Here is a 21628-nt window from a genome sequence, read left to right as displayed (position 1 = left end):
TTCTGACCATTTTTATTAATATGAGTTGACTGACATTCAGGGCATTGCATAATATTGCATCTTAATGAGTGTTTTTTTTGGCGCTCGCACGCTCGCTCGCTTTATCATACCCTAATTCAGCAACGCCAATTCTCTTACCTGACTCAGCGGTTTGATTTACCCTTGGTGGAACAGTCGTTAACGCTCGTTTCGGCGTATGGGACGTACCTGATTACGGAAGATTTGGGTGGATCGGGCGTGATTGGAGTCGTCACTACAGGCTTAATTCTGGGCAACTTTGGCTCTCGCATTGGCATGAATCCCCGGACGCGGGTGATCGTCAGCGAATTTTGGGAGTTCCTATCGTTTTTTGTGAATTCGATCGTGTTCTTGCTGATTGGCGACCAGATCCGATTTGCCATTTTGGGTGAGAATTTAGGCACGATCGCGCTCACTATTGGTGCCATGATTCTGACACGAGCGATCGCTATCTATGGCTTGAGTTTTGTCAGCGATCGCGTTGCTCGATCCGATATTTCCATCCCCGATCAAACGATTTTATGGTGGGGCGGCTTGCGGGGGTCAGTGTCAATCGCGCTGGCGTTGAGTATTCCCATCATGCTGCCAGAACGAGAAAAAGTGATTGCGACCGTGTTTGGCGTGGTTTTGTTCACCCTCCTGGTACAAGGTTTAACCATTCAACCGTTGTTAAAGAAGTTGAACCTGTTAGGCAACCAACCCATTCGTCAGCGCTATGCCGAGGCGATCGCGCGTCAGACGGCACTTCAACGGGTTTTGCAATATTTGGAGACGATTGAAACCCGTCCAGGTATTAATCCAGAGTTTTACCGTTATCAAACTGCTTTGGTGCAAGGCGAATTGACCTGTTTGCAAACCGAAATTGATCGGCTTTTAGATGAACATCCCGATCTGCAAAATTTTGTTGTGGATCAGGTGCGATCGGAACTGCAAGCGATCGAGGCAGAAACCTACGCTGAATTCGTTCGAGCAGGACAGCTTAACCAGGAACTTTCACCATTTCTGCAACAAACAACAGAAAGTAAAGATTGATAGGCGCTTCGAGAAGAATGGTAATACGTCATACCAATTTAAACGGCGTTTAGGGCAGATAGAGCACTCAGGATAAAGGGATAACCTGTGACGGAAGCAATCACTTCCGGTGTTAACTTAGCCAAGAGTTGAGCTACTTTGGCTTGCAGTTGAGTCAACGTCTTAAACGAAGACCACTTGAGATCTGCCTTGAGATGTTCCCACAACCGCTCAACTGGCTCACGCGGATGCCGCTTTTCCTGGAAGAGGCTAAAGCGCCTCACCCATTGCACGTAGGTTTCTTCCGTCCGGTAGGCATAATGCTTGAGCCTGATCACTTCACGCAGTTGATCTAAGAGCTTTTTGGGGCGACATTCCATCACCATGCAGTCACAACAAAGTATGTGTCTGATGACACCCGTAGTGCTAACCGTACACATCTGAAGATATGCGGAAATTTTCCTCAGATCCATCTCGATCGGCGTATTATGAAGAAGCTTTCCTCAGATCCACCTGATTTGGGAGGATCGCAAGAAAAAATCTACCTATCCACCTAATTTGGGATGGATCTGAGGAAAAATTCCGTCTAATAACAAGTTAGACAGACTAAGTTGCGTAAGCCTCAAGCCTAATAGTTAATTTCTGACTTTTATGGATAACGTAGAGAAACTTAAAATGTACGAAATGACAGCAAAATCCTATGATCTAATTGCATTAGAGTATAGAAGCAGTAATTCTCTTAATTCTACTTTCGTCAAGACTGAAATTGACACATTACTTCTTCAAAAAATCAAGCCTAATGCCCAAATTCTAGATATAGGTTGCGGTACTGGAATTTATACTAGACATATAGCAGATCTGGGCTATGAGGTAGTTGGAGTAGATTCTTCAGGGATTTCAATTCAAAATGCAAAATTGCTATCTCCTCACAACAATGCAACATACAAAAAAATAAATTTTTTGCACTATCCTGAGGAATGCGTTTATGACGGAATCCTGATAAATTCTATGTTTCACCATATTCAAAAAGCAGATGCTTTCCCTTTCTTGTTAAAATGCAATTCACTTTTAGATAAAAATGGAAAAATTTTATTCATAGTGAGATGTTACCCAAAAAGTTCTGAGAGTTTAGTTTGTGAATGCAAATATGGGAAGAAAACGGAAAGGATATATTCTAAATATCTTGAAGAAGAACTATATCAGTTGATTAGTGAATGTGGCTTTCATGTTGTTTCTAAAGACATTTATTCACATCTTGAACATTTTGAAGAGCCTTATCACCATATCGTTTTAACTAAAGCTAACCACTAGTTGTGACCTTATAAAGTTTGGATTACCTATATATATGGAAACAAATTCGGAAATATTTCCCTGGTTTATAGAATCTGATTCAGCCAATGGTTTAATCCGTAATCTAATTCATAGCGTCTGTGAACGGGGCGAAGATCTAATCTCCCCTTCTATTTCTCCCAATTCTGGCACAAGGACTCGTGAAGTTTTAAATGTGCAAGCAACTCTTTCAAATCCCCGTGCGCGACTGTTTACTTCCCATATTAAAGAAGATTTATTTAATCCTGGACTAGCAGTTGCTAAGTTTTTTTATTTACTTTCTGGTTCCAATCGTATAGAAGATATTGCCTTTTATACTAAGGGTGCTCAGAAATACACAGACGATGGAATCATCATGCCTGGAGCACATGGGTATCGTATCTTCTATCCAGTAGTTGGGATAAATCAGTTTGACGCTTGTGCAGAATTACTTCGAGAATGGGAAAATACAAAGCGTGCTGCCATTACTCTTTATCAGCCAGAAGACTGTGGTCGGAAAACGAAAGATATACCATGCATTATGAGCATTGTTTTTTCGGCAAGGAAAGGCAAACTGCATACAACAGTTTATATGAGAGCTAATGAAGTTTATCAAATTCTTCCTTATGACTTGTTTGAGTTTACTATGTTTGCTGAATTTATGGCAGTTTGCACTGACTTTGAACTTGGCTACTACCATCATATCAGTACGTCAATGCATATACGTGGTGAAGAAGCTATTAAAGAAGCGCCTACACTGCTTAATGAAAAAATCACTTCAAAAAATATGGCTCCTATGCCTATCGAAACAAAAAAACTTCGTCTTTCCTTGATTCAACAAGAAAATCAAATTAGAAAAAAGGTCGCATTCACTGGCGCAGATAAGATGTACAGCTTAATCCAAGAAATTACTGCACAAAATCATAGCTATTGGGCAGATCTATTAGTTGCACTATCAATTCAAGGTTTTTTCTGTACTCATACTTTAACTGAAATGAAGGATTTCATTTCTAGCTTGGAGCTTCCCACAAATTTTTTAGTAAGTTGTGAATTAAAAGACTTTTCCCAGAAACGTCTAGCTAGACTATCAGAAGCTTTAAATAAAATATAGAAAGGGAGAGACAGTTATGCAAGTATACCAAAAGAGTCTGTGGAAAGAAACTTTTACATCATTTAGCAAATTTGGAGAAATCATCAAAGGTGAATGTTTCGACAGAAATTTAAATGTCCTAATCGTAGGATGTTCAGACGGGAAGTATGTATTTCCGTTTCTTGAGCAAGGGCATCAAGTTACTGCTATTGATAATGATCCCGTATCTTTATATGGCGGAGAGATGAAATTCAAAACGGATATTATTAAGATTGATGGTTTAGTGAAGAACTTAATATTAGAAGGATATGCTGAATCTGCTTGTACCGTTATTCAATGTGACCTCATGGATTTTGAATACACTAATCAATATGATGTTGTTCTTACTAGTTGTTCTTGGCACTACAGCAAAAACTTCAAGTATCCAATTAAACAGATTATAAACAAAATCAAAAACTTTGTTTGTCGTGATGGATTGTTTTTCGCTGATTATATGATGCCCATCAAGGAAAAACATTTTGTACTTGAACATTATATACCTCCAAATAAACTTCGTAATTTCTTTGGTCAACAATGGAAAATAATCCTTGATTTGGATTTAGGGGTTATTGAAGAAGAACCTCATATTGGAAAGGAAGAGTGGCATACTCATCATTATGGAGCTTTTGCGAGTAAAAAAATTTTTTAGGTGTAGAACAAAAATGGATGAAAGCAAGAATAATTTTGAAACAGACTATCAAGAATACTATGCTCTATCTCGCTTAGATAGAAAAGGTTTGGCTACGATGATACAACAGCAGAGAAGATTAGAGTTAAGAAACAAAATTTCTAATCTGTTGATAGCAGAAGACCCAAGAACCAAAAATCTAGTAACTAAAGCTACTTCAAGTAGAAAGTTTTGGGGTAAAACTTATGCTGAAATATCATCTGAGACAACTGACGGTAATGCTTTTGGAAAAAATGAAAGAAGGGAGTCATCTTTAGTAGAAACAATTGCTAACACCGCTCTTCTCAAGGATATAGCATCTGAAGTAATAGAAATGATTAAGCCTTATGCTGATGTCATTATTTTATTTGGTAGCTACGCATATTCATTGAATTTCAATATTAAAAATATATCAGATTTGGATTTCCAATTATTAATAGAAAATCCTAATTTTGGTATTACTAATCTACCTTTTTTTTCTGATTTTAAAGAAGAATTGAGGACTACTTTAGAATGTTTTTATTCATCTGATGCTGATAATTTTGGTATGAAAACCTTTTATAGGGGTAAACAGTTAAGCTTTCATTTTGCCAAGCCAAATTTATTGACAAAAGTATGTCAGGCAAACTTTTTAACTCCATATCAAACAGTTGTCAAGGAATTTCGGATTAAGCCGAGAAGAGATGGGTTTCAATATGATAGTCGCTATACTTTTGATGGCACTGAATATAGTTGGAATTGTTGTTATGAAGAAACCACTAGAGGTTTATATACCTCATTACCTCTTTTTGAAATTGATGAGGTAGGAAGATATGTAAATGGATTTTTTATTGATAGATTTATTGTTTGTTCTCCTGTTGCTGGAGATTTAAACTATGCTTTTAAAAATACGGAAAATTTAAAAATGAATTTAGTTAAACGATTAGTATATGAGGAGTCTCAAGGTATAGTTCAATTGGGGTCTGCAAACTTATATAAGATACTAGCTCGACATCGATATTTTTCTGATTCTTTTAAGAAAAAAATCTTAAATGACGAGTTAATTAATCGTCAAATGCTCAATAGCATAAATTCAGTCAAGTGTTCGTGAGTGGACAAACATGAAAAACAACAAAGAATATTTTAATCCAGTAGACTTGTTAATTAGAATAAGCAGCTTTTCAACTTTATCCCAAATAGATATCTTGGGAGTATTTGATAAGTTGAATCACTTTGGCTGCGTAATTTTAGAACTTAGTTCTTATAAAAATTTGGATGATCTACTTTATTTGCAGAATCTATTCGGCTCAATAGCTTATCACCCTCATTCAGAAACTAATGGTATAGTTCATGTTACACCAAATCCCAATCAACCTGAATATATAAACACTACTAACTTAGAAATAACACCTCATTCTGACGGTGCTTTTGAATTAGAACCACCTAGATTTGTTGCACTACATTGCGAAACACCTGCTGAGAAAGGTGGTTTTTCTACATTAGTTAGCAGTCAGAAAGTTTATGACTACTTGGCTCAAGAGAGTTATGAAGGATTACTTACGTTGTTTGATGACGATGCTTTTAGTATAAGACGTGATAATAAACAGCTAACCAGACCTGTATTTCAATGCAGAAACAAAAAGATACATATGTCTTTCAGACGCGATCAAAGTGTCAATATATTTGTTAAGCATCAGGCACAAAGGGCTTTTGATCTGACAAATGAATTTTTGATAAATCCTAAAAACTGGGTGATCTTCACACTAGAACCAGATCAAATACTAATATTAGATAATTCAAGAATTCTTCATGGAAGAACAGCTTTTACTGGAGACAGAAAATTAAATCGTCTCTGGTTTAATGGAAATTCAAATTACAAAGAACAATACAGTCTAGGTTTTTTACCTTGTACGCAAGTAGGTAAAGATATTTTTGAAATTGTTAAAACTAAACATTATAATCTCTTGGAAAAAGAAGCCATCTTAAAAGATTACCGATACTGGTCTTGGATGTTAAGATATTGTCATGGTGATTATTTAGGAGCCTGCATTTTTAAACTAAAGCGCGAAAACATCGGCTCTGTAGCAACTTTATTAGATGAGGAGTTGATGGAGCTGAGAAATATTATTTCTCAGTATGAGTCTATTACTTATCGATTGTTTCAGCCCGATAGATTTAACTACTTTCAATTGGGTAATGAGTATCATCAGTTACACATACATGCCGTTCCTAGATATAAAGAGAAAAGAAATTTCTGCGAAGCAGATTTCATTGATAAAAGATGGGGGGCATATCCATTTCCAATTGAAAATGAAATTTCTCTAGACTTAATTAAAAAGATAAGATCCCTGTACAAAAGTTTAATATTCTAGAACACTATCTTTACTTTAGCTTAATAGCATGATTCCTGCTTTATGATGTTTCATTACTCAATCGGCTGTCTAACACTACGTTGGAGCCGATCTTACTCAGGTAATCTATAAAAAGCCCAAAATTGTCTATGGCGGCTCAACTAAACCGTTATGCGGCTTAGTCTGTTGGTGAGGGCGTATTGTAAGGTTATCTGTTGATGCTTGGTACTTCATATTTTGGTTAGGTGAACAGTGAGTGTTGACGATATTGTTAAGCTATTCGATGCGATTACAAAATTGCTCAACGTCCTCATCTGTCCGGGAGTCCTTTTGTTCATCCTGATCCGGTTTGGTCGGGATTTACGTGAGTTCTTCTCAAGCTTGGGGGAGCTATCGCTTAAAGGGGCTGGATTTGAGGCTTCCTTAAAGAGAAAAAAAGCTGAAGTTGCTGCTGCGCTGTCCGCTGCTGCTGTTACTGCACTACCTCAAATTCTGGGATGTCCCGATTCCTCTATGATTCATTGCATCATTCAGCAATGCCCAATAAAATATTAGAGTCCAGGCTTTATTTGCAGTTTGTTTGCTACTAGAAATTCATTATGGCTGTTTGCAAATGAGAACCTCTACAGTTCTAGTAGCAGGAAATTATTTGGCATAAACATGGCGGTTTTTTCACCCTAAGTATTTTTACTCTTTACAATGCTTGTTAACAATGACTACGATAGATTGCATGGCATGGTCTGCGTTCCAGCCTGTAATACGTTGAGAGGAAAAGCCGGATAGTCATAAAAACTTTTAGTAATGACTCAACGGAAATAGGCAAAGTCGCGCGTAAATTCCCGTAGCCAACCGGATTAACACAATAAAAATTAGCGGCTTCATTAAGTGTTACTTACTCTACGGTAAACCACGCCCAACCTTCACCACTCGCGATGCAAAAAATTGCTAATTGCTGTTCAACTATTTTCCACATAGTCTGAATTAATCAGCGACTAACTGTAGCTGATTGAATTCTATTGCTATAGGAATTCCTTGTTATAAATCAATGTGTTTGTACGATCGCCTGGATTTTACCAGACCTACTCGTAAGCTTAAAGTCCCTATTTGGGAACGCATAAACCTGACTAGACCCCCCAAACCCCGCTGTCAGGGATGTCGTTCGCGCATCCAATCTCATTGGGAGTTTTGCCCTTCTTGTGGACGAACTATTGTAGAAAAGAATAGCGCTCGTCGTTGCATTTGGGTAGATATTTCTGGGATGGATGTTACTGAGGAAAATAGAGAAGCGATCGCTACTATTCTCATCGATGCCTTTTCTAAACTATATGGTGCATTTAGAAGCGTCAAAGTATTTTTGACATCGGATCTGCCCGATACCCAAGAGTGGGGAGAGGAGTTTACTCACGTTTATGTATTCGCTGACAACCAGCCAGTTGACTATCTGGGAGTGGCTACTTTTCAATTAGGAATGGTTACAGATCGTGCTATTGTCCGCATTGACCAGATATTTAATGCCTCTTACAATGCCAGTCTTAATGTTAATCAATTGTCTAATTTAATTGCCAATACAATCGCCCATGAAATCGGGCATACATTAGGACTCGATCACTCTGGACTACAAACGGATGTTATGTATGATGGACTCGATCATACAATCCATAGTTTAATGCCTCCATCATTTCACGCTTCGCAAATCAACTCGATGAATAATGCCATCTCTAGGCAAGCCGCCAAAAGAAGTTATTAGCATATAGCAGAGTAATAGCTGTCACAGTTGAAATTCTGCGGGATTAAGTGCAAGTTTTATCATTTCTAATTTTTAATTGTTTCTTAGGCGCACCGAGACAGAACGGGTTCGGAACGAGACTGGCGAGTCGGAATTTCAATTAAAAACTCTGCCCCCTTTCCCGGTTCGGAATCACAAGTCAATTGACCACGGTGCTTTTCGACTACAATCTGGTAGCTAATGGACAAGCCGAGTCCCGTACCTGAGCCTATCGGTTTCGTGGTAAAGAAGGGGTCAAATAACTTACGGCGGACTTCCTCGTTCATCCCAGGGCCATTGTCAGTAATCCGGATGGCGATGCGATCGGAGTCTTTGACCTCGGTACAAATCCGAATCCAAGACCGGGGAACCTGGGAGCCAGAGAGCCAGGGAGATAGCATCTCCTGTGCCCCTTGGCTTCTGGGTCCCTCTGCCTCCTCCAGGGCATCAATCGCATTATTGAGGATATTCATTAATACCTGGTTGAACTGACCGGCATAGCACTCCACCAATGGTAGGTCGCCATATTCTTTAACGACCTCGATCGCTGGATGGGTAGCGGTAGCTTTTAAGCGGTCTTGCAGCAATCTCAGAGTGTTGTCAATGCCTTCGTGAATATTGACCGACTTCTTTTCTGCTTGGTCATGGCGCGAGAAGTTCCGCAGAGAGGCAACAATTTGCCGAATGCGGTCAGCCCCTAACTTCATTGAGGACAGCAGTTTCGGCATATCTGCGATCACGAAATCGAGGTCGATTTCTTCAATCAGATCCTGAATTTCATCAGCGGGTTCGGGATAGTGTTTGCCATAAAATTGCAACAAGTCAATCAATCTTTGGATATAGTGAATGGCGTAGTCGAGATTGCCGTAGATGAAACTAACGGGATTGTTGATTTCGTGAGCAATACCGGCAACCAACTGTCCCAGGCTGGACATTTTTGCGCTCTGAATCAGCTGGGTTTGGGTTTGTTTTAATTCGCTTAAGGCTTGTTTTAGCTTTGCTGCTTTTTCTCGCAATTGCGCTTCTGATTGTCGCAAGGCTTCCTCCGCCTGTTCGCGTTCGGCAACTTCCGTCTTTAGAAGCTCATTGGCGGCTATTAGCTCAGCGGTGCGTTCTTCGACTCGTCTTTCTAAGTCGTCATTTGCTTGTTGCAGTGCTGCTTGCGATCGCTTGCGTTCGGTGATATCCCGCGTCACTGTGGCAAAACCGCGCAGCCGTCCATCTTCGCCTCGTAAAGCTGTCACGACAATATTTGCCCAAAACTGCGACCCGTCCTGGCGCAAGCGTAAAGTTTCCCATTCACACCGACCTTCTAATGCTGCCTTTTTTAGGATTTGCTCTGGCTTGCCGCTCTTGCTCTGTCTGTGAGGAAAAAAGCAGGAGAAATGCTGACCGATAATTTCCTCTGCCTGATACCCATTCAGCCTTTCTGCCCCTTTGTTCCAACTAACAACTTGCCCGCTGGTATCGAGCATATAAATTGCATAGTCTTTGACATTCTTGATTAACAAGCGGAAACGCTCTTCGCTTTGCCGCAGTTCCTCTTCTGCCTGTTTGCGCTCGGTAATGTCACGGGCAGCGGCGTAAATCAATTGCTCTTCTGGGCACAGGGCGGCATTCCACAACAGCCATTTGTAGGTGCCGTCTTTGCAGCGGAAGCGGTTTTCAAAAGTAACCGTCTCCCCGGTGCTGGACAGTTCCTGCAATTGAGTGAGGGTAGATTCACGGTCTTTGGGATGAATAAATGCAATCCACGGCTTGGCTAGAAATTCCTCAGATGTGAATAAGAGCGTTTTTTCGCACATCGGGTTCAGTCGCTTGAAATAGCCGTCGAAACCAGCGATGAAAAACATATCCAGCGAGAGCGTGAAGAAACGATTGTTCTCGGCTTCCACTCCGCTGCTCTCGGTAATTGGGGATTCTGCCACTTGGATTGCCATTTTTCACTTCACCTACCTAGTTCGCTCAAATCATCTCCTTTATGCTTTCCCTGATGTTGACGGAGACTCTAGTCCTGATTTATTCTTAAATCTGGCGATGCATATTTACACATCATATAGTTTTTTATTTATTACTTGACAGTTATTAACATTTTTTATGGGGAAGATTTAGATTTTGCTTGTAAAATAGCTGCTATATATCGGTGGCGAGAAATTCTTAATCATTTAGCAGAGAATAGCAAACCCCTTTGAGGAGTTACAGGAGATATCGCTTCCACAAGGCTGGGTGGGTATGCTATCGGCAGGCAACCTCTGGCTAGCTCCAGGCAGGGTATATTTGCAGGCATGGGGAGGTACTATCCGCTTGCGGAGATATAAATAATGAGTTTCCCGGTTTATTTGTGGCTGGGTTCGGTGCGGATTCACCCTCATATTTTGTTTGAGTCGTTGGCGTATGCGATCGCTTTCCGTTTATTAATCAAAAATGTTCGCAAAGACGCGATCGCACCCACGCAGCGCAGTTCTATAATTGTCGGTGGCTTGGTAGGGGCGCTAGTCGGTGCGAAAGCGCTGGTTTTGCTACAGCACATTGATTTAATTGGGAATAATTGGCAACTATTCTTTTTGGTTCTCTTTCAAGGAAAAACGGTAGTAGGGGCGTTACTCGGTGGATTGATTGGTGTGGAAATTACCAAAAAAATGATTGGTGTCAATCGATCAACCGGCGATGTTTTTGTTTATCCCTTGATTGTGGGAACGGCGGTGGGACGAATTGGCTGTTTTTTGACGGGATTAAGCGATCGCACTTACGGCATCGCCACTAATTTACCTTGGGGAGTTGATTTTGGCGATGGCATTCCCCGGCATCCCACTCAATTATATGAAATTATCTTTTTACTTAGTTTAATGATATTTTTACAAATTCGCAGCCGCTACTATCGGCAAGAAGGCGAATTATTTAAGTTTTACATGGTTTCTTATTTAAGTTTTCGCTTTGTTATTGATTTCATTAAGCCAGATTTTCACCCCATCTTAGGACTAAGTGCTATTCAAATTGCTTGCCTACTAGGGATTTTGTATTACTACCGCAGTATTCCTCAAATGTTTAGCTTTTCTCAATTTGCTAGACGGAGGGTTTGAGGGTGGGTATTAAAGACCTGTTTTTTAACGCAAAGGTACGCAGAGGTTCACGCAAAGGTATGCAAAGGAATTGTGGTTCGCGTTACTTTGCGTTAAAAAGTAACAAGATTTGAGGGATTAAATATATCATGCCAACACGACAATATCTTTTCTATGCTTTAACTAATAGCGTTTGCTCTAAGTGTCTCGTCAAAGTTGAAGCAAAAATCATTTTTAAAGATGATTGTGTTTACCTGGTAAAGCACTGTGCTACCCACGGACATCAAGAAGTCTTAATTGCTGATGATATCGATTATTACAAACTATCCCAGGAATTTATTAAACCAGGGGATATGCCGCTTAAATTCAATACTCCCATAAAGTATGGCTGCCCCTATGACTGCGGACTTTGCCCGGATCACGAACAGCACAGCTGTTTAACTTTAGTAGAAGTAACAGATCGCTGCAATCTTTCCTGCCCAATTTGCTACGCAGATTCAGGCACAGAAGAAGTTTCTCAACATTCTAGTCAATATCGTCGTCATCGCAGTTTAGAACAAATTGAAAGCATGATTGATGCGGTGGTGGCGAATGAAGGGGAACCCCAGATCGTGCAACTTAGTGGCGGTGAACCAACAATTCATCCAGAGTTTTTTAAAATTTTGGATATTGCTAAAAGTAAGCCCATTCGGCATCTAATGATTAATACGAATGGTGTCAGAATTGCCAAAGACCGAAATTTTTGCGATCGCTTAAGTCAATATATGCCCGGAATTGAAGTCTATCTCCAATTTGATAGCTTTGAGGCGGCAGCGTTAGAGGAGTTACGTGGGGCAGATTTGCGAGAGGTTCGGGAACAAGCGATCGCCAACCTCAACGAGTTTAACATCTCTACTACGCTGGTTGTTACTCTGAAAAAAGGGCTAAACGACGGCGAAATCGGCAAAATTATCGCATACGCTTTGCAACAGCGATGCGTGCGGGGTGTCACTTTTCAGCCGATTCAGGCAGCAGGGCGTCTGGAGGGATTCGAGCATGAACGCGATCGCTACACTCTCACAGAAGTCCGTCGTTCTATTTTACAGCAGAGTCCCTATTTCAAACCAGAAGATATTCTCCCAGTTCCTTGTCATCCCGATTGTTTAGCAATGGCTTATGCGCTGAAAATAAAGGGAAAAGTCATACCGTTGACGGGTCTTTTTGACCCTACTACTTTTGTACAAATAATGCCCAATTCTGTTCTCTATGAACAGAATGATGAGCTAAAGCGTAAAATTTTTGATTTATTTTTCACTAGCCATTCACCCACATCTTCTGCAACATCTTTAAAACAGTTGCTTTGTTGTTTGCCGCTACTACCTGTTCCTGAAGGAATTACCTACGAAAATATATTTCGGGTGATGATTGTACAGTTTCTTGACCCCTTTAACTTCGATGTCCGTTCTGTGAAGCGTTCCTGCATTCACATTGTGCATCCCGATGGTAGGATTATTCCATTTGATACGTTTAATATGTTTTACCGCGAGGGAAGTGCTGGATATCACTTGGTTAATAATCGTCCCGCATTGGTTTAATTTACCTAAAACAATTAGTAACAACAAATATTAATTAGATTCAACTGGAGTTTTATGGAACGCAGAAATGAATTTCTTGGAATAGTTTCAGGAATACTGTTGTTATTGGGTATGCATCTTCTCGCAGGTCTAGCAGTATTTCTAGTAAGTTTTCCTATCGCTGCTTTGCTAGGAGGAGGATACGCTATTTTAATGGTTTGGGCGTTTGCTTCTATTACTATATTCTTATGGCAACTTTTATATGTGATTCCGCTTATTTTTTGGCTAAGACGGCGACAGCGACGGGCAATGGTGAAAGGGGTGATTATTTGTGCAGTTCTTACCGCTTTATTAAATGGGTGCTGCTATTTGCTGTACTTTAGCCCTCGGTAAAACGCTAGATTTTAGAACCCAACAATCTAGCAGCAACAATTTTATTTTTATAGCAACAAGATTATGCGGTCAAGAAATGAAATATCCGAAATGATTAGCGGTATATTCCTATTATTAGGAATACATATTTTAGTTTTTGCTGTCTTGGGATTTTTATCATCTATAATAGCCAATTTATTTGCTATTTATACGGTTGTTCAAATTTTGGCAATATCAATTTTTTATATTGGATTATCTCAATTTCTATATGTAATTCCAATTATTTTTTGGCTAATACGGCAACAAAGATGGGGATTGATGAAAGGAGTGATTATTGGTGCAGTTCTCACTGCTTTACTCAACGGTGGTTGCTGGCTCTTAATCACTTCGGCAAGTAGGTAACTGTTACAATTCACCAACCCAGTGGCACTATAATGAGTGGCTGTTATTGGCGGCTTTTTTCGTCTTCTTTTCAATTTTGAAAGAAATGGGGCGAGGCGGTTGAGGCGTCAGGTTCGACGGAGACTGGCTAGAAACAGAACGCATGGCTGGCGGCGTCTGCTGTTTAATTGCCGCTGTTTCGTCTTCCTCAGTTCGCTCCCAAGGCAACCCAGCTCGTTTGTCGTAGTTGGATGCGATCGCTAAAAATGCACCTCCCAGAATATACACCGGCAACGGCAGCGTGAACTGTTTCAGCCACTGATAAATTTCTGCAAAGCCAAACAGCAGCAAAAAACTGGCAACCCACACTCTCATATTTCCACCCAACCCAATCCCAAAATTTATATCTCTAATTTAAACCTAGATCCCTAAAATAAAATGCGAGAGCCTTTTGTCAGTCTCCCGCGTACGCAATTAAGTTAGATAGCCTCTTGCCTAGAAGGCTTTGAACCCAATAGTAGGGACTCACGAGCGTGCGTCCCTACTATTGGGGGTCAGTTTAGACTTTCGCTGCCAAGGGCTGGCTCTTTCCCGCCGTTAACCGCTCGTAGGCTGCCCGCATCTTCAGACCGACCAGCACTTGGAACAACCCAGTTCCGTTATTGGAGCCTGGATATTCCCGGTGCTTGAGCAAGAGTTCGGTCAGTTCCCCGTGGTACTTAGTCGCAGTCTTGCTGAGGTGGCTTTCGATGTAGATGACTTCCTCTAGCTTGTCGAACTGACCATCTACTTCCAGAACGGACACTTCGTGACCATAGTAAGCATCTGGCCCATAGTACATCTTGATGCCAGGATAGCCGCAGGTGAGCTTGCGACCGCAGGGTCTCCAATCAATCGTAGACCCTTCATCAAATAGATACGCTGGCTCAAAGCCTTCCACATTATCGCGCTGAAGCAAGCGCACCCGCAGGATTTTACCTATCTTGTCTTCCTTGACTAATTGAGTCGGCAACACCTGGATCACAACGTCGGCGTGTTCCTTCTGCGGCTCGATGTAGGCAGTAAAATCTGGGCGGCGAGCATTGATGGCAGCGAGTACGTCTTCGTAACGGTGCCCGCGTTCAGCCATATCCCGCTGAATCTTCCAGGCAATCTTAACGTCATCGCTGATATCGAGATAAACGCTGAAGTCGAGGAGCGATCGCACCCGCTCATCATACAAAGGATGAAGCCCCTCAATCACAATAATGTGGTTAGGATCGACTCGCTCTGGTGGATCGATCTCGCCGGTTTCGTGGTTGTAAATTGGCTTTTCAATGGACTTACCGCTCTTAAGCGCTTTGATCTGCTCGGACATCAGATCGAAGTTATTCGCCTTGGGGTTCAGCGCCGTAATTCCAGTTTCTTTGCGCTGTTTCCGATCTAGGCTGTGGTAATCGTCCAGGCAAATCACCGTGACGAAATCTTCCCCAAACAAATCTGTTAATCGGCGCAAAAATGTAGATTTACCGCATCCGGAGTCTCCGGCAACACCAATTAGAACCACGCGATCCAGCTGACTGGTCATAGCTTCCCTCTAACGCAAAAAAAATTTTCTCATTGAGTTTTAAGCAATCTAAATCCTCAGCCCGGAGGGCACTCCGTTGGTTACTCTTGCGGTGGCGACACAGCACGAAAGCATAACCAATAGGAGCTTACAGCAACCTAGAGTAAGGCCCGTTGGGGAAGACTCAAGCTTCGTCCAGTAAGTATTTAATACTAGATGTTACACAGTATCTTACCAGAACGGGATAGACGCTACAAGCTAACCCCAGTGGAATCATCTCGCTCAGTATTTATGCTACGGTAGCCCGTGCATTTTTAGAAAGGAAAAATTAAATTGACTCAATGGAGACATTATTTAAGTCAATTGCTGGCTACCCTAAAAAAAGCTAACGTAGGGTTTCTAGGGTAGCCATTCGGCGAGGAAGAATATCCCTAACATTAGCGACGTTAACTATCCAGGTTCGGTCATTGCCCTCTTTTACCCGCCCTCAGTCAGCAGAGCTATATGTGGTGGAAAGACCGCTTTGTAGCAGAATGTTAACAGAAGGTGGGTTCGGAGATATTTAAGAGCAATGTACAATTCCACAGCAGCCAACGGTACTGCCAATACAGAATCTGGTAGCCGCGTCTTTGTTTATGAAGTGGTGGGTCTGCGTCAGAACGAAGCAACTGACAATGTAAGCTACCCCATTCGTCGTAGTGGCAGCGTGTTTATCACAGTGCCCTACAATCGCATGAATCAAGAAATGCAACGGCTTGCTCGTTTGGGCGGCAAAATTGTCAGCATCCACCCTCTGGGTGCTGAAAACGGAGCGAATGGCTCTAAGGGCAGCTCCCCTGCTGTAGCAAGCCTTGCGTCCAGTGAAAAAGCGAATGCTCCTGCCACTTCACAAACCGTCGCACAGGACACTCAAGCACCAAAAGAGAGTAAGCCTATGACTCAAGCGAAGGAAAAAACGGAAAAAGATATTCCCGTTAATATCTACCGCCCGAATAATCCCTTTATTGGTAAGTGTCTGAGTAATGAAGAGTTAGTTGGTGAGGGTGGGATCGGCACCGTTCGTCACCTGCTCTTTGACATCTCCCAAGGGGATCTCCGCTATTTAGAAGGTCAAAGTATTGGCATCATCCCGCCGGGAAATGACAACAAGGGCAAACCCCACAAACTTAGACTGTACTCGATTGCATCGACTCGTCATGGCGACAAGGTTGATGACAAGACTGTATCGCTGTGTGTCCGGCAGCTGGAGTACAAGCATCCAGAAACGGGCGAAATGGTCTATGGTGTTTGCTCCACCCATCTGTGCAATCTCCAGTCTGGGGACGATGTGAACATTACCGGGCCAACTGGTAAAGAAATGTTGTTACCAGAAGATCCGAATGTCAACGTCATCATGTTGGCAACCGGAACGGGTATTGCGCCATTCCGCGCTTACCTGTGGCGGATGTTCAAGGGAAATGAAAGAGCAGTTAACACCGACTACGAATTCAACGGCTTTGCTTGGCTCATTTTCGGAATTCCAACCACCCCCAACATCCTGTACAAGGAAGAACTGGAAGAACTGCAACAGCAGTACTCTGACAACTTCCGCCTCACCTATGCCATCAGCCGGGAACAGAAAAACCCCGAAGGCGGCAGAATGTACATTCAGGATCGAGTGGCTGAACACGCCGACGAACTCTGGAAAATGATTCAGCAAGACAATACCCACACCTATATCTGCGGCTTGAAGGGTATGGAAGGGGGGATTGATGAAGCACTCTCTGTCGCTGCTGGCAAGGATGGGGTGAATTGGAGCGAGTACCAAAGAACTATCAAGAAGGCTGGTCGCTGGCACGTAGAAACCTACTAGGTTGGTACTGGCTGGGAGTCCAACTAGCCGTCTATACTTGACTCTAAAAAAACCCGGTTTCTTTAAGAAACTGGGTTTCTCCGCTTGATGGCGATCGCTTCGAGTCAACTGGCGCGTCTGTCTTACCAGAATTGAAGCTGGGAAGCAGGCGTCAATCCTTTGGAGGAAGGATATTTTCTTGATTCATTGCCAGATATTCAGGCGTAGGTTAGTACAGGTGAATATCTGGCAATGATTATTTTTTAATTGACAAAAAGCATAAAAAGATATAAGTGAGGCAGTCAGTTGATCCAATGATGAGAATTAAGTTAAATTTAATTAAGTTCACGTTTAAGGTGCCAATGTTCGCCATATAGGGATAAGCCTAAATGTCCTGGTGGCAGCAAATCCAGCTCTTCGCTGGGATTTCCTGCCTAAAGCTTTGATGAATAGGTAACAAAAGGAATGTTTCAGTTCCTTCAATCAGCTCTCATCCCTTGTTTGTCATAACGCTTTATCTGCGCTGAATCTGCTTGTATTAGCCGTATCTAGAGACAACCGATTTATGAAATTTTCCTGGAGAATATTAGTACTTTGGACATTACCCGCCTTAGTCATTGGGTTTTTCCTGTGGCAAGGGGCATTTGCTGCTGCTCCCAGCGACATGGGTAAAAACACTGCTAGTACCCGCATGACCTATGGGCGCTTTTTGGAATACCTAGATGCCCAAAGAGTTACCAGTGTTGACCTCTATGATGGGGGTCGGACAGCGATTGTCGAAGCCGTCGATCCGGATCTGGATAACCGCATCCAACGGCTGCGGGTAGATTTGCCAACAACTGCCCCAGAATTGATTGCTAAGCTTAGAAACGCGAATATCAGCTTTGATACCCATCCCGCTCGCAACGATGGAGCTATCTGGGGATTTCTGGGTAATTTAATTTTTCCGATTTTGTTGATTGCTGGGCTGTTCTTCCTGTTCCGTCGCTCTAGCAACATTCCTGGGGGTCCGGGGCAAGCCATGAACTTCGGAAAATCAAAAGCCAGATTTCAGATGGAAGCCAAAACCGGCGTCAAATTTGACGACGTAGCAGGCATCGAAGAAGCCAAAGAAGAACTCGAAGAAGTCGTCACCTTCCTCAAACTCCCAGAGAAATTCACCGCCGTGGGTGCAAAAATTCCCAAAGGCGTGCTGTTAGTCGGTCCTCCCGGAACTGGGAAAACATTACTCGCCAAAGCGATCGCTGGGGAAGCCGGAGTTCCTTTCTTCAGCATCTCCGGCTCGGAATTTGTGGAAATGTTTGTCGGCGTCGGTGCATCCCGTGTCCGCGACTTATTCAAAAAAGCCAAAGAAAACGCCCCTTGCTTAATCTTCATCGATGAAATTGACGCCGTCGGACGGCAACGCGGTGCAGGGATTGGCGGCGGGAACGACGAACGGGAACAAACCCTCAACCAATTGCTGACAGAAATGGACGGGTTTGAAGGCAATACTGGGATTATTATCATTGCCGCTACTAACCGTCCCGATGTTCTGGATTCGGCGCTGTTGCGTCCGGGACGCTTTGACCGACAGGTGATGGTGGATGCACCGGATCTCAAAGGGCGTCTGGCAGTTCTGGAAGTTCACGGACGGAATAAGAAAATCGCTCCCGAAGTTTCCTTAGAAGCGATCGCTCGTCGGACTCCAGGCTTTACGGGTGCGGACTTAGCGAACCTGCTCAACGAAGCCGCCATCTTGACCGCCCGTCGTCGCAAAGACGCCATCACGATGATGGAAATCAACGACGCCGTTGACCGGGTGGTAGCTGGTATGGAAGGCACGCCGCTGGTGGATAGCAAGAGCAAGCGGCTGATTGCCTACCACGAAGTGGGGCACGCGATCGTCGGTACCCTAGTGACCGACCACGACCCGGTACAAAAAGTCACCCTCGTGCCACGGGGTCAAGCGCGTGGCTTAACCTGGTTCACTCCCAATGAAGATCAAGGCTTAATCTCCAGATCCCAGCTATTGGCACGCATTACGGGCGCTTTAGGCGGACGTGCGGCTGAGGAAGTCATCTTTGGCGATTCCGAGATTACTACGGGTGCTGGCGGAGACTTGCAACAGGTGACAGGGTTGGCACGGCAGATGGTCACGCGGTTTGGAATGTCTACCCTCGGTCCGCTGTCGCTAGAAAGCCAGAGTGGTGAAGTGTTCTTGGGACGCGATTGGACGAGCCGTAGCGAGTATTCTGAGGAAATTGCTTCCCAGATTGATGTCCAAGTGCGGTCAATTGTAGCTAAATGCTACAAAGATGCCTGCAAGATCATGCGCGAAAACCGCGAAGTCATCGATCGACTCGTAGACTTGTTGATTGAGAAGGAAACCATTGACGGTGAAGAGTTCCGCCAAATTGTTGCTGAGTACACGGATGTACCTGAAAAAGAGCAATTTGTGCCGACTTTGTAAATAGTTTTGAGTTTTGAGTTTTGAATTAATTCATAACTCTTCAGGATATGGGGATGAGGTGACTCATCCCCGTTTTTTTGTTTGTGCTGCCAGGGATGGTGAATGCGATCGCTATATCTTTCCATTAAAAATTTTGCGACTTAGTAGCACCCGCTTGTTTGAGTAATTCAATCACCTCAGCGTGTTGTCCACCTTTGTGATGCCCTTCTATAATGCCCAACTCAGCATATTCAAGAGGATTACAGAAACCTTCCGCATTCACATCTGCACCCGCTTCTACCAAGGCGCGAACAATATCAAGGTCTCCAATATTGCACGGCGGTGGCATTGATGCCGATAGCGTAGCCCTGATTTGAGGCAACGTCCACCGTGATTTCACCAACAACAAAAAGGCTCCTGTTTTCCAACAGGAGCCTTTTCATTTATCAGTTATAAGTCTCTAATTCAAAACTCAAAACTTTAGTCAAGTGGGGTCATTGACATCACTGGCTCGGTTTCGCGGTCAATACCTTTCTCGAAACCAGCAGCAGCAGCGCGGGCACGACCGGCGTGCCACAAGTGACCAACTAGGAAGAAGAAGCCCATGACAAAGTGGAAACAGGACAACCAAGAACGGGGAGACACGTAGTTAAACGAGTTGATCTCCGTTGCAACGCCACCCACAGAGTTTAGAGAACCCAGAGGAGCATGGGTCATATACTCAGCAGCGCGACGCGCTTGCCAGGGTTGAATGTCATTCTTGATCTTGTTCAGGTCAAGACCGTTGGGACCGCGCAGCGGCTCCAACCAGGGGCCACGGAAATCCCAGAAGCGCATTGTTTCACCACCGAAGATGATTTCGCCGCTAGGAGAGCGCATCAGATATTTACCTAAGCCCGTTGGACCTTGTGCAGAACCGACGTTAGCACCTAAGCGTTGGTCGCGGATCAGGAAGGTCATCGCTTGAGCTTGAGAAGCTTCAGGGCCAGTAGGGCCGTAGAATTCGCTGGGATAGACAGTGTTGTTAAACCAGACGAAGCAAGAGGCAATGAAAGCCATCAAGGACACAGCGCCGATGCTGTAGGAGAGATAAGCTTCTCCAGACCAGATTAAGGCACGACGTGCCCAAGCAAAAGGCTTGGTGAGAATGTGGAAAATGCCACCAGCAATGCAAATCAGGCCAACCCAGATGTGACCGCCGACTACATCTTCCAGGTTATCAACACTAACAATCCAGCCCTCGCCACCGAAGGGAGACTTCAGCAGGTAGCCGAAGATCGCTGCTGGGTTGAGCGTGGGACTGGTAATGACGCGAACATCACCACCACCGGGTGCCCAAGTGTCATATAAGCCACCAAAGAACATTGCCTTAATCACCAGCAAGAACGCACCTATTCCCAATAGGATCAGGTGAATCCCGATAATGGTGGTCATTTTGTTCTTATCTTTCCAGTCGTAGCCAAAGAAGGCGGAGTAACCTTCCAGAGTTTCCGGACCGCGAATCGCGTGGTAAATTCCACCTAAACCCAGAACGGCAGAGGAAATCAGGTGCAAAACACCAACCACAAAGAAGGGGAAAGTGTCGATCACTTCACCACCTGGACCCACACCCCAGCCTTGAGAGGCTAGGTGAGGCAGCAGGATTAATCCCTGTTCGTACATTGGCTTTTCGGGCACAAAATGAGCGACTTCAAACAAAGTCATCGCTCCAGCCCAGAAGACAATCAGACCAGCGTGGGCAACGTGAGCGCCCAGCAGCTTACCAGACAGGTTGATCAGACGGGCGTTACCCGCCCACCAGGCGAATCCGGAGGACTCTTGGTCGCGTCCGGCACCTGATACGAAACCACTATTAAATGACGTTTGCACGGGGTAAAACCTCTATTGTCATTAACCAAACAAGGTATCGACTTTAGATTTTAGATTTTAGATTTTAAATTTTAGATTAATAATTATCCAAAATCTAAAATCCAAAATCCAAAATTCTATAGTGCGTTACCGCGAGGCAGAACCTCTTCAGGGAAGATAAAGTTCTCGTGGGGCTGATCCTGAGGAGCCATCCAAGCCCGGATGCCCTCATTGAGCAGAATATTCTTGGTATAGAACGTTTCAAACTCAGGATCTTCTGCCGCCCGCAGTTCCTGGGAAACAAAGTCGTAAGCCCGCAGATTCAAGGCTAAACCAACAATCCCAATCGAACTCATCCACAATCCGGTGACGGGGACAA

19 protein-coding genes and 1 pseudogene are annotated in these 21628 nt (G+C 43.4%); 13 read left to right on the top strand and 7 right to left on the bottom strand.

Annotated elements, in window-relative coordinates:
* Nucleotides 1–132: 132 nt before the first annotated feature.
* A pseudogene (locus ACFW2W_RS10895) lies at nt 133–1050 on the top strand (cation:proton antiporter); the annotation flags it as partial.
* A 38-nt stretch (nt 1051–1088) separates the two neighbouring features.
* Here ACFW2W_RS10895 and ACFW2W_RS10890 read toward each other — a convergent pair.
* Complete coding sequence (locus tag ACFW2W_RS10890; RefSeq protein ID WP_378177288.1) at nt 1089–1502, bottom strand: phage integrase N-terminal SAM-like domain-containing protein; 414 nt, start codon at nt 1500–1502, stop codon at nt 1089–1091.
* A 178-nt stretch (nt 1503–1680) separates the two neighbouring features.
* On the opposite strand from ACFW2W_RS10890, the gene ACFW2W_RS10885 reads away from it, so the two are divergent.
* The 7 genes from ACFW2W_RS10885 to ACFW2W_RS10855 all read left to right on the top strand — a co-directional run bounded on the left by ACFW2W_RS10885 (nt 1681) and on the right by ACFW2W_RS10855 (nt 8210).
* Nucleotides 1681–2340 carry a class I SAM-dependent methyltransferase gene (locus tag ACFW2W_RS10885; RefSeq protein WP_378177285.1) on the top strand — a complete coding sequence of 220 codons (660 nt, stop codon included), beginning with the start codon at nt 1681–1683 and terminating at the stop codon, nt 2338–2340.
* 34 nt (nt 2341–2374) lie between these two features.
* Nucleotides 2375–3448: a thymidylate synthase gene (locus tag ACFW2W_RS10880; RefSeq protein WP_378177282.1), complete on the top strand. Its 1074-nt coding sequence runs from the start codon at nt 2375–2377 to the stop codon at nt 3446–3448.
* Between the two features lie 16 nt (nt 3449–3464).
* Entirely contained in the window at nt 3465–4115 is a 651-nt protein-coding gene (locus tag ACFW2W_RS10875; protein ID WP_378177279.1) for a methyltransferase domain-containing protein, read from the top strand.
* 13 nt (nt 4116–4128) lie between these two features.
* Nucleotides 4129–5223: a hypothetical protein gene (locus ACFW2W_RS10870; RefSeq protein ID WP_378177276.1), complete on the top strand. Its 1095-nt coding sequence runs from the start codon at nt 4129–4131 to the stop codon at nt 5221–5223.
* 10 nt (nt 5224–5233) lie between these two features.
* Nucleotides 5234–6484, top strand: a complete 1251-nt coding sequence (locus ACFW2W_RS10865; protein WP_378177273.1) for a TauD/TfdA family dioxygenase — start codon at nt 5234–5236, stop codon at nt 6482–6484.
* 231 nt (nt 6485–6715) lie between these two features.
* The gene (locus ACFW2W_RS10860) at nt 6716–7018 is read left to right on the top strand and encodes a hypothetical protein (protein ID WP_378177270.1); all 303 of its coding nucleotides are present in this window, start codon (nt 6716–6718) and stop codon (nt 7016–7018) included.
* A 703-nt stretch (nt 7019–7721) separates the two neighbouring features.
* Entirely contained in the window at nt 7722–8210 is a 489-nt protein-coding gene (locus tag ACFW2W_RS10855; protein WP_378177267.1) for a zinc-dependent metalloprotease family protein, read from the top strand.
* An 83-nt stretch (nt 8211–8293) separates the two neighbouring features.
* Here ACFW2W_RS10855 and ACFW2W_RS10850 read toward each other — a convergent pair whose 3' ends face one another.
* Nucleotides 8294–10168 carry a PAS domain S-box protein gene (locus ACFW2W_RS10850; protein ID WP_378177264.1) on the bottom strand — a complete coding sequence of 625 codons (1875 nt, stop codon included), beginning with the start codon at nt 10166–10168 and terminating at the stop codon, nt 8294–8296.
* Nucleotides 10169–10549: 381 nt separating this feature from the next.
* Here ACFW2W_RS10850 and ACFW2W_RS10845 point away from each other — a divergent pair, with 381 nt between their 5' ends.
* The 3 genes from ACFW2W_RS10845 to ACFW2W_RS10835 all read left to right on the top strand — a co-directional run bounded on the left by ACFW2W_RS10845 (nt 10550) and on the right by ACFW2W_RS10835 (nt 13614).
* The gene (locus ACFW2W_RS10845; RefSeq protein WP_378177262.1) at nt 10550–11308 is read left to right on the top strand and encodes a prolipoprotein diacylglyceryl transferase; all 759 of its coding nucleotides are present in this window, start codon (nt 10550–10552) and stop codon (nt 11306–11308) included.
* 128 nt (nt 11309–11436) lie between these two features.
* Nucleotides 11437–12861 carry a radical SAM protein gene (locus ACFW2W_RS10840; RefSeq protein ID WP_378177259.1) on the top strand — a complete coding sequence of 475 codons (1425 nt, stop codon included), beginning with the start codon at nt 11437–11439 and terminating at the stop codon, nt 12859–12861.
* 462 nt (nt 12862–13323) lie between these two features.
* On the top strand, nt 13324–13614 hold the full coding sequence (locus ACFW2W_RS10835; protein ID WP_378177256.1) for a hypothetical protein: 291 nt from the start codon (nt 13324–13326) through the stop codon (nt 13612–13614).
* A 27-nt stretch (nt 13615–13641) separates the two neighbouring features.
* On the opposite strand, the gene ACFW2W_RS10830 is transcribed toward ACFW2W_RS10835, so the two are convergent.
* The gene (locus tag ACFW2W_RS10830; RefSeq protein WP_378177253.1) at nt 13642–13968 is read right to left on the bottom strand and encodes a hypothetical protein; all 327 of its coding nucleotides are present in this window, start codon (nt 13966–13968) and stop codon (nt 13642–13644) included.
* Nucleotides 13969–14152: 184 nt separating this feature from the next.
* Nucleotides 14153–15160, bottom strand: a complete 1008-nt coding sequence (locus ACFW2W_RS10825; protein ID WP_378177250.1) for a phosphoribulokinase — start codon at nt 15158–15160, stop codon at nt 14153–14155.
* A 550-nt stretch (nt 15161–15710) separates the two neighbouring features.
* On the opposite strand from ACFW2W_RS10825, the gene petH reads away from it, so the two are divergent.
* Together petH and ftsH2 are read left to right on the top strand one after the other, a co-directional pair.
* A complete protein-coding gene (petH, locus tag ACFW2W_RS10820) occupies nt 15711–16991 on the top strand; it encodes a ferredoxin--NADP reductase (protein ID WP_378177247.1) in 1281 nt (426 codons plus the stop codon).
* Between the two features lie 544 nt (nt 16992–17535).
* A complete protein-coding gene (gene ftsH2, locus ACFW2W_RS10815) occupies nt 17536–19422 on the top strand; it encodes an ATP-dependent zinc metalloprotease FtsH2 (protein WP_378177244.1) in 1887 nt (628 codons plus the stop codon).
* Between the two features lie 124 nt (nt 19423–19546).
* Here ftsH2 and ACFW2W_RS10810 read toward each other — a convergent pair whose 3' ends face one another.
* The 3 genes from ACFW2W_RS10810 to ACFW2W_RS10800 form a co-directional block, all read right to left on the bottom strand.
* On the bottom strand, nt 19547–19801 hold the full coding sequence (locus tag ACFW2W_RS10810; protein WP_378177241.1) for a hypothetical protein: 255 nt from the start codon (nt 19799–19801) through the stop codon (nt 19547–19549).
* 80 nt (nt 19802–19881) lie between these two features.
* On the bottom strand, nt 19882–21270 hold the full coding sequence (gene psbC / locus ACFW2W_RS10805) for a photosystem II reaction center protein CP43 (protein ID WP_378177238.1): 1389 nt from the start codon (nt 21268–21270) through the stop codon (nt 19882–19884).
* Between the two features lie 116 nt (nt 21271–21386).
* On the bottom strand, nt 21387–21628 hold a 242-nt coding region (locus ACFW2W_RS10800), incomplete at its 5' end, for a photosystem II protein D2 (RefSeq protein ID WP_378176732.1).

It is taken from the genome of Coleofasciculus sp. H7-2 (assembly GCF_042747725.1).
In the GTDB taxonomy this organism is placed as follows: Bacteria; Cyanobacteriota; Cyanobacteriia; order Cyanobacteriales; family FACHB-T130; genus FACHB-T130.
Note: the sequence above shows the minus strand (reverse complement) of the source record. Positions and strands in the feature narration are given on the sequence as shown.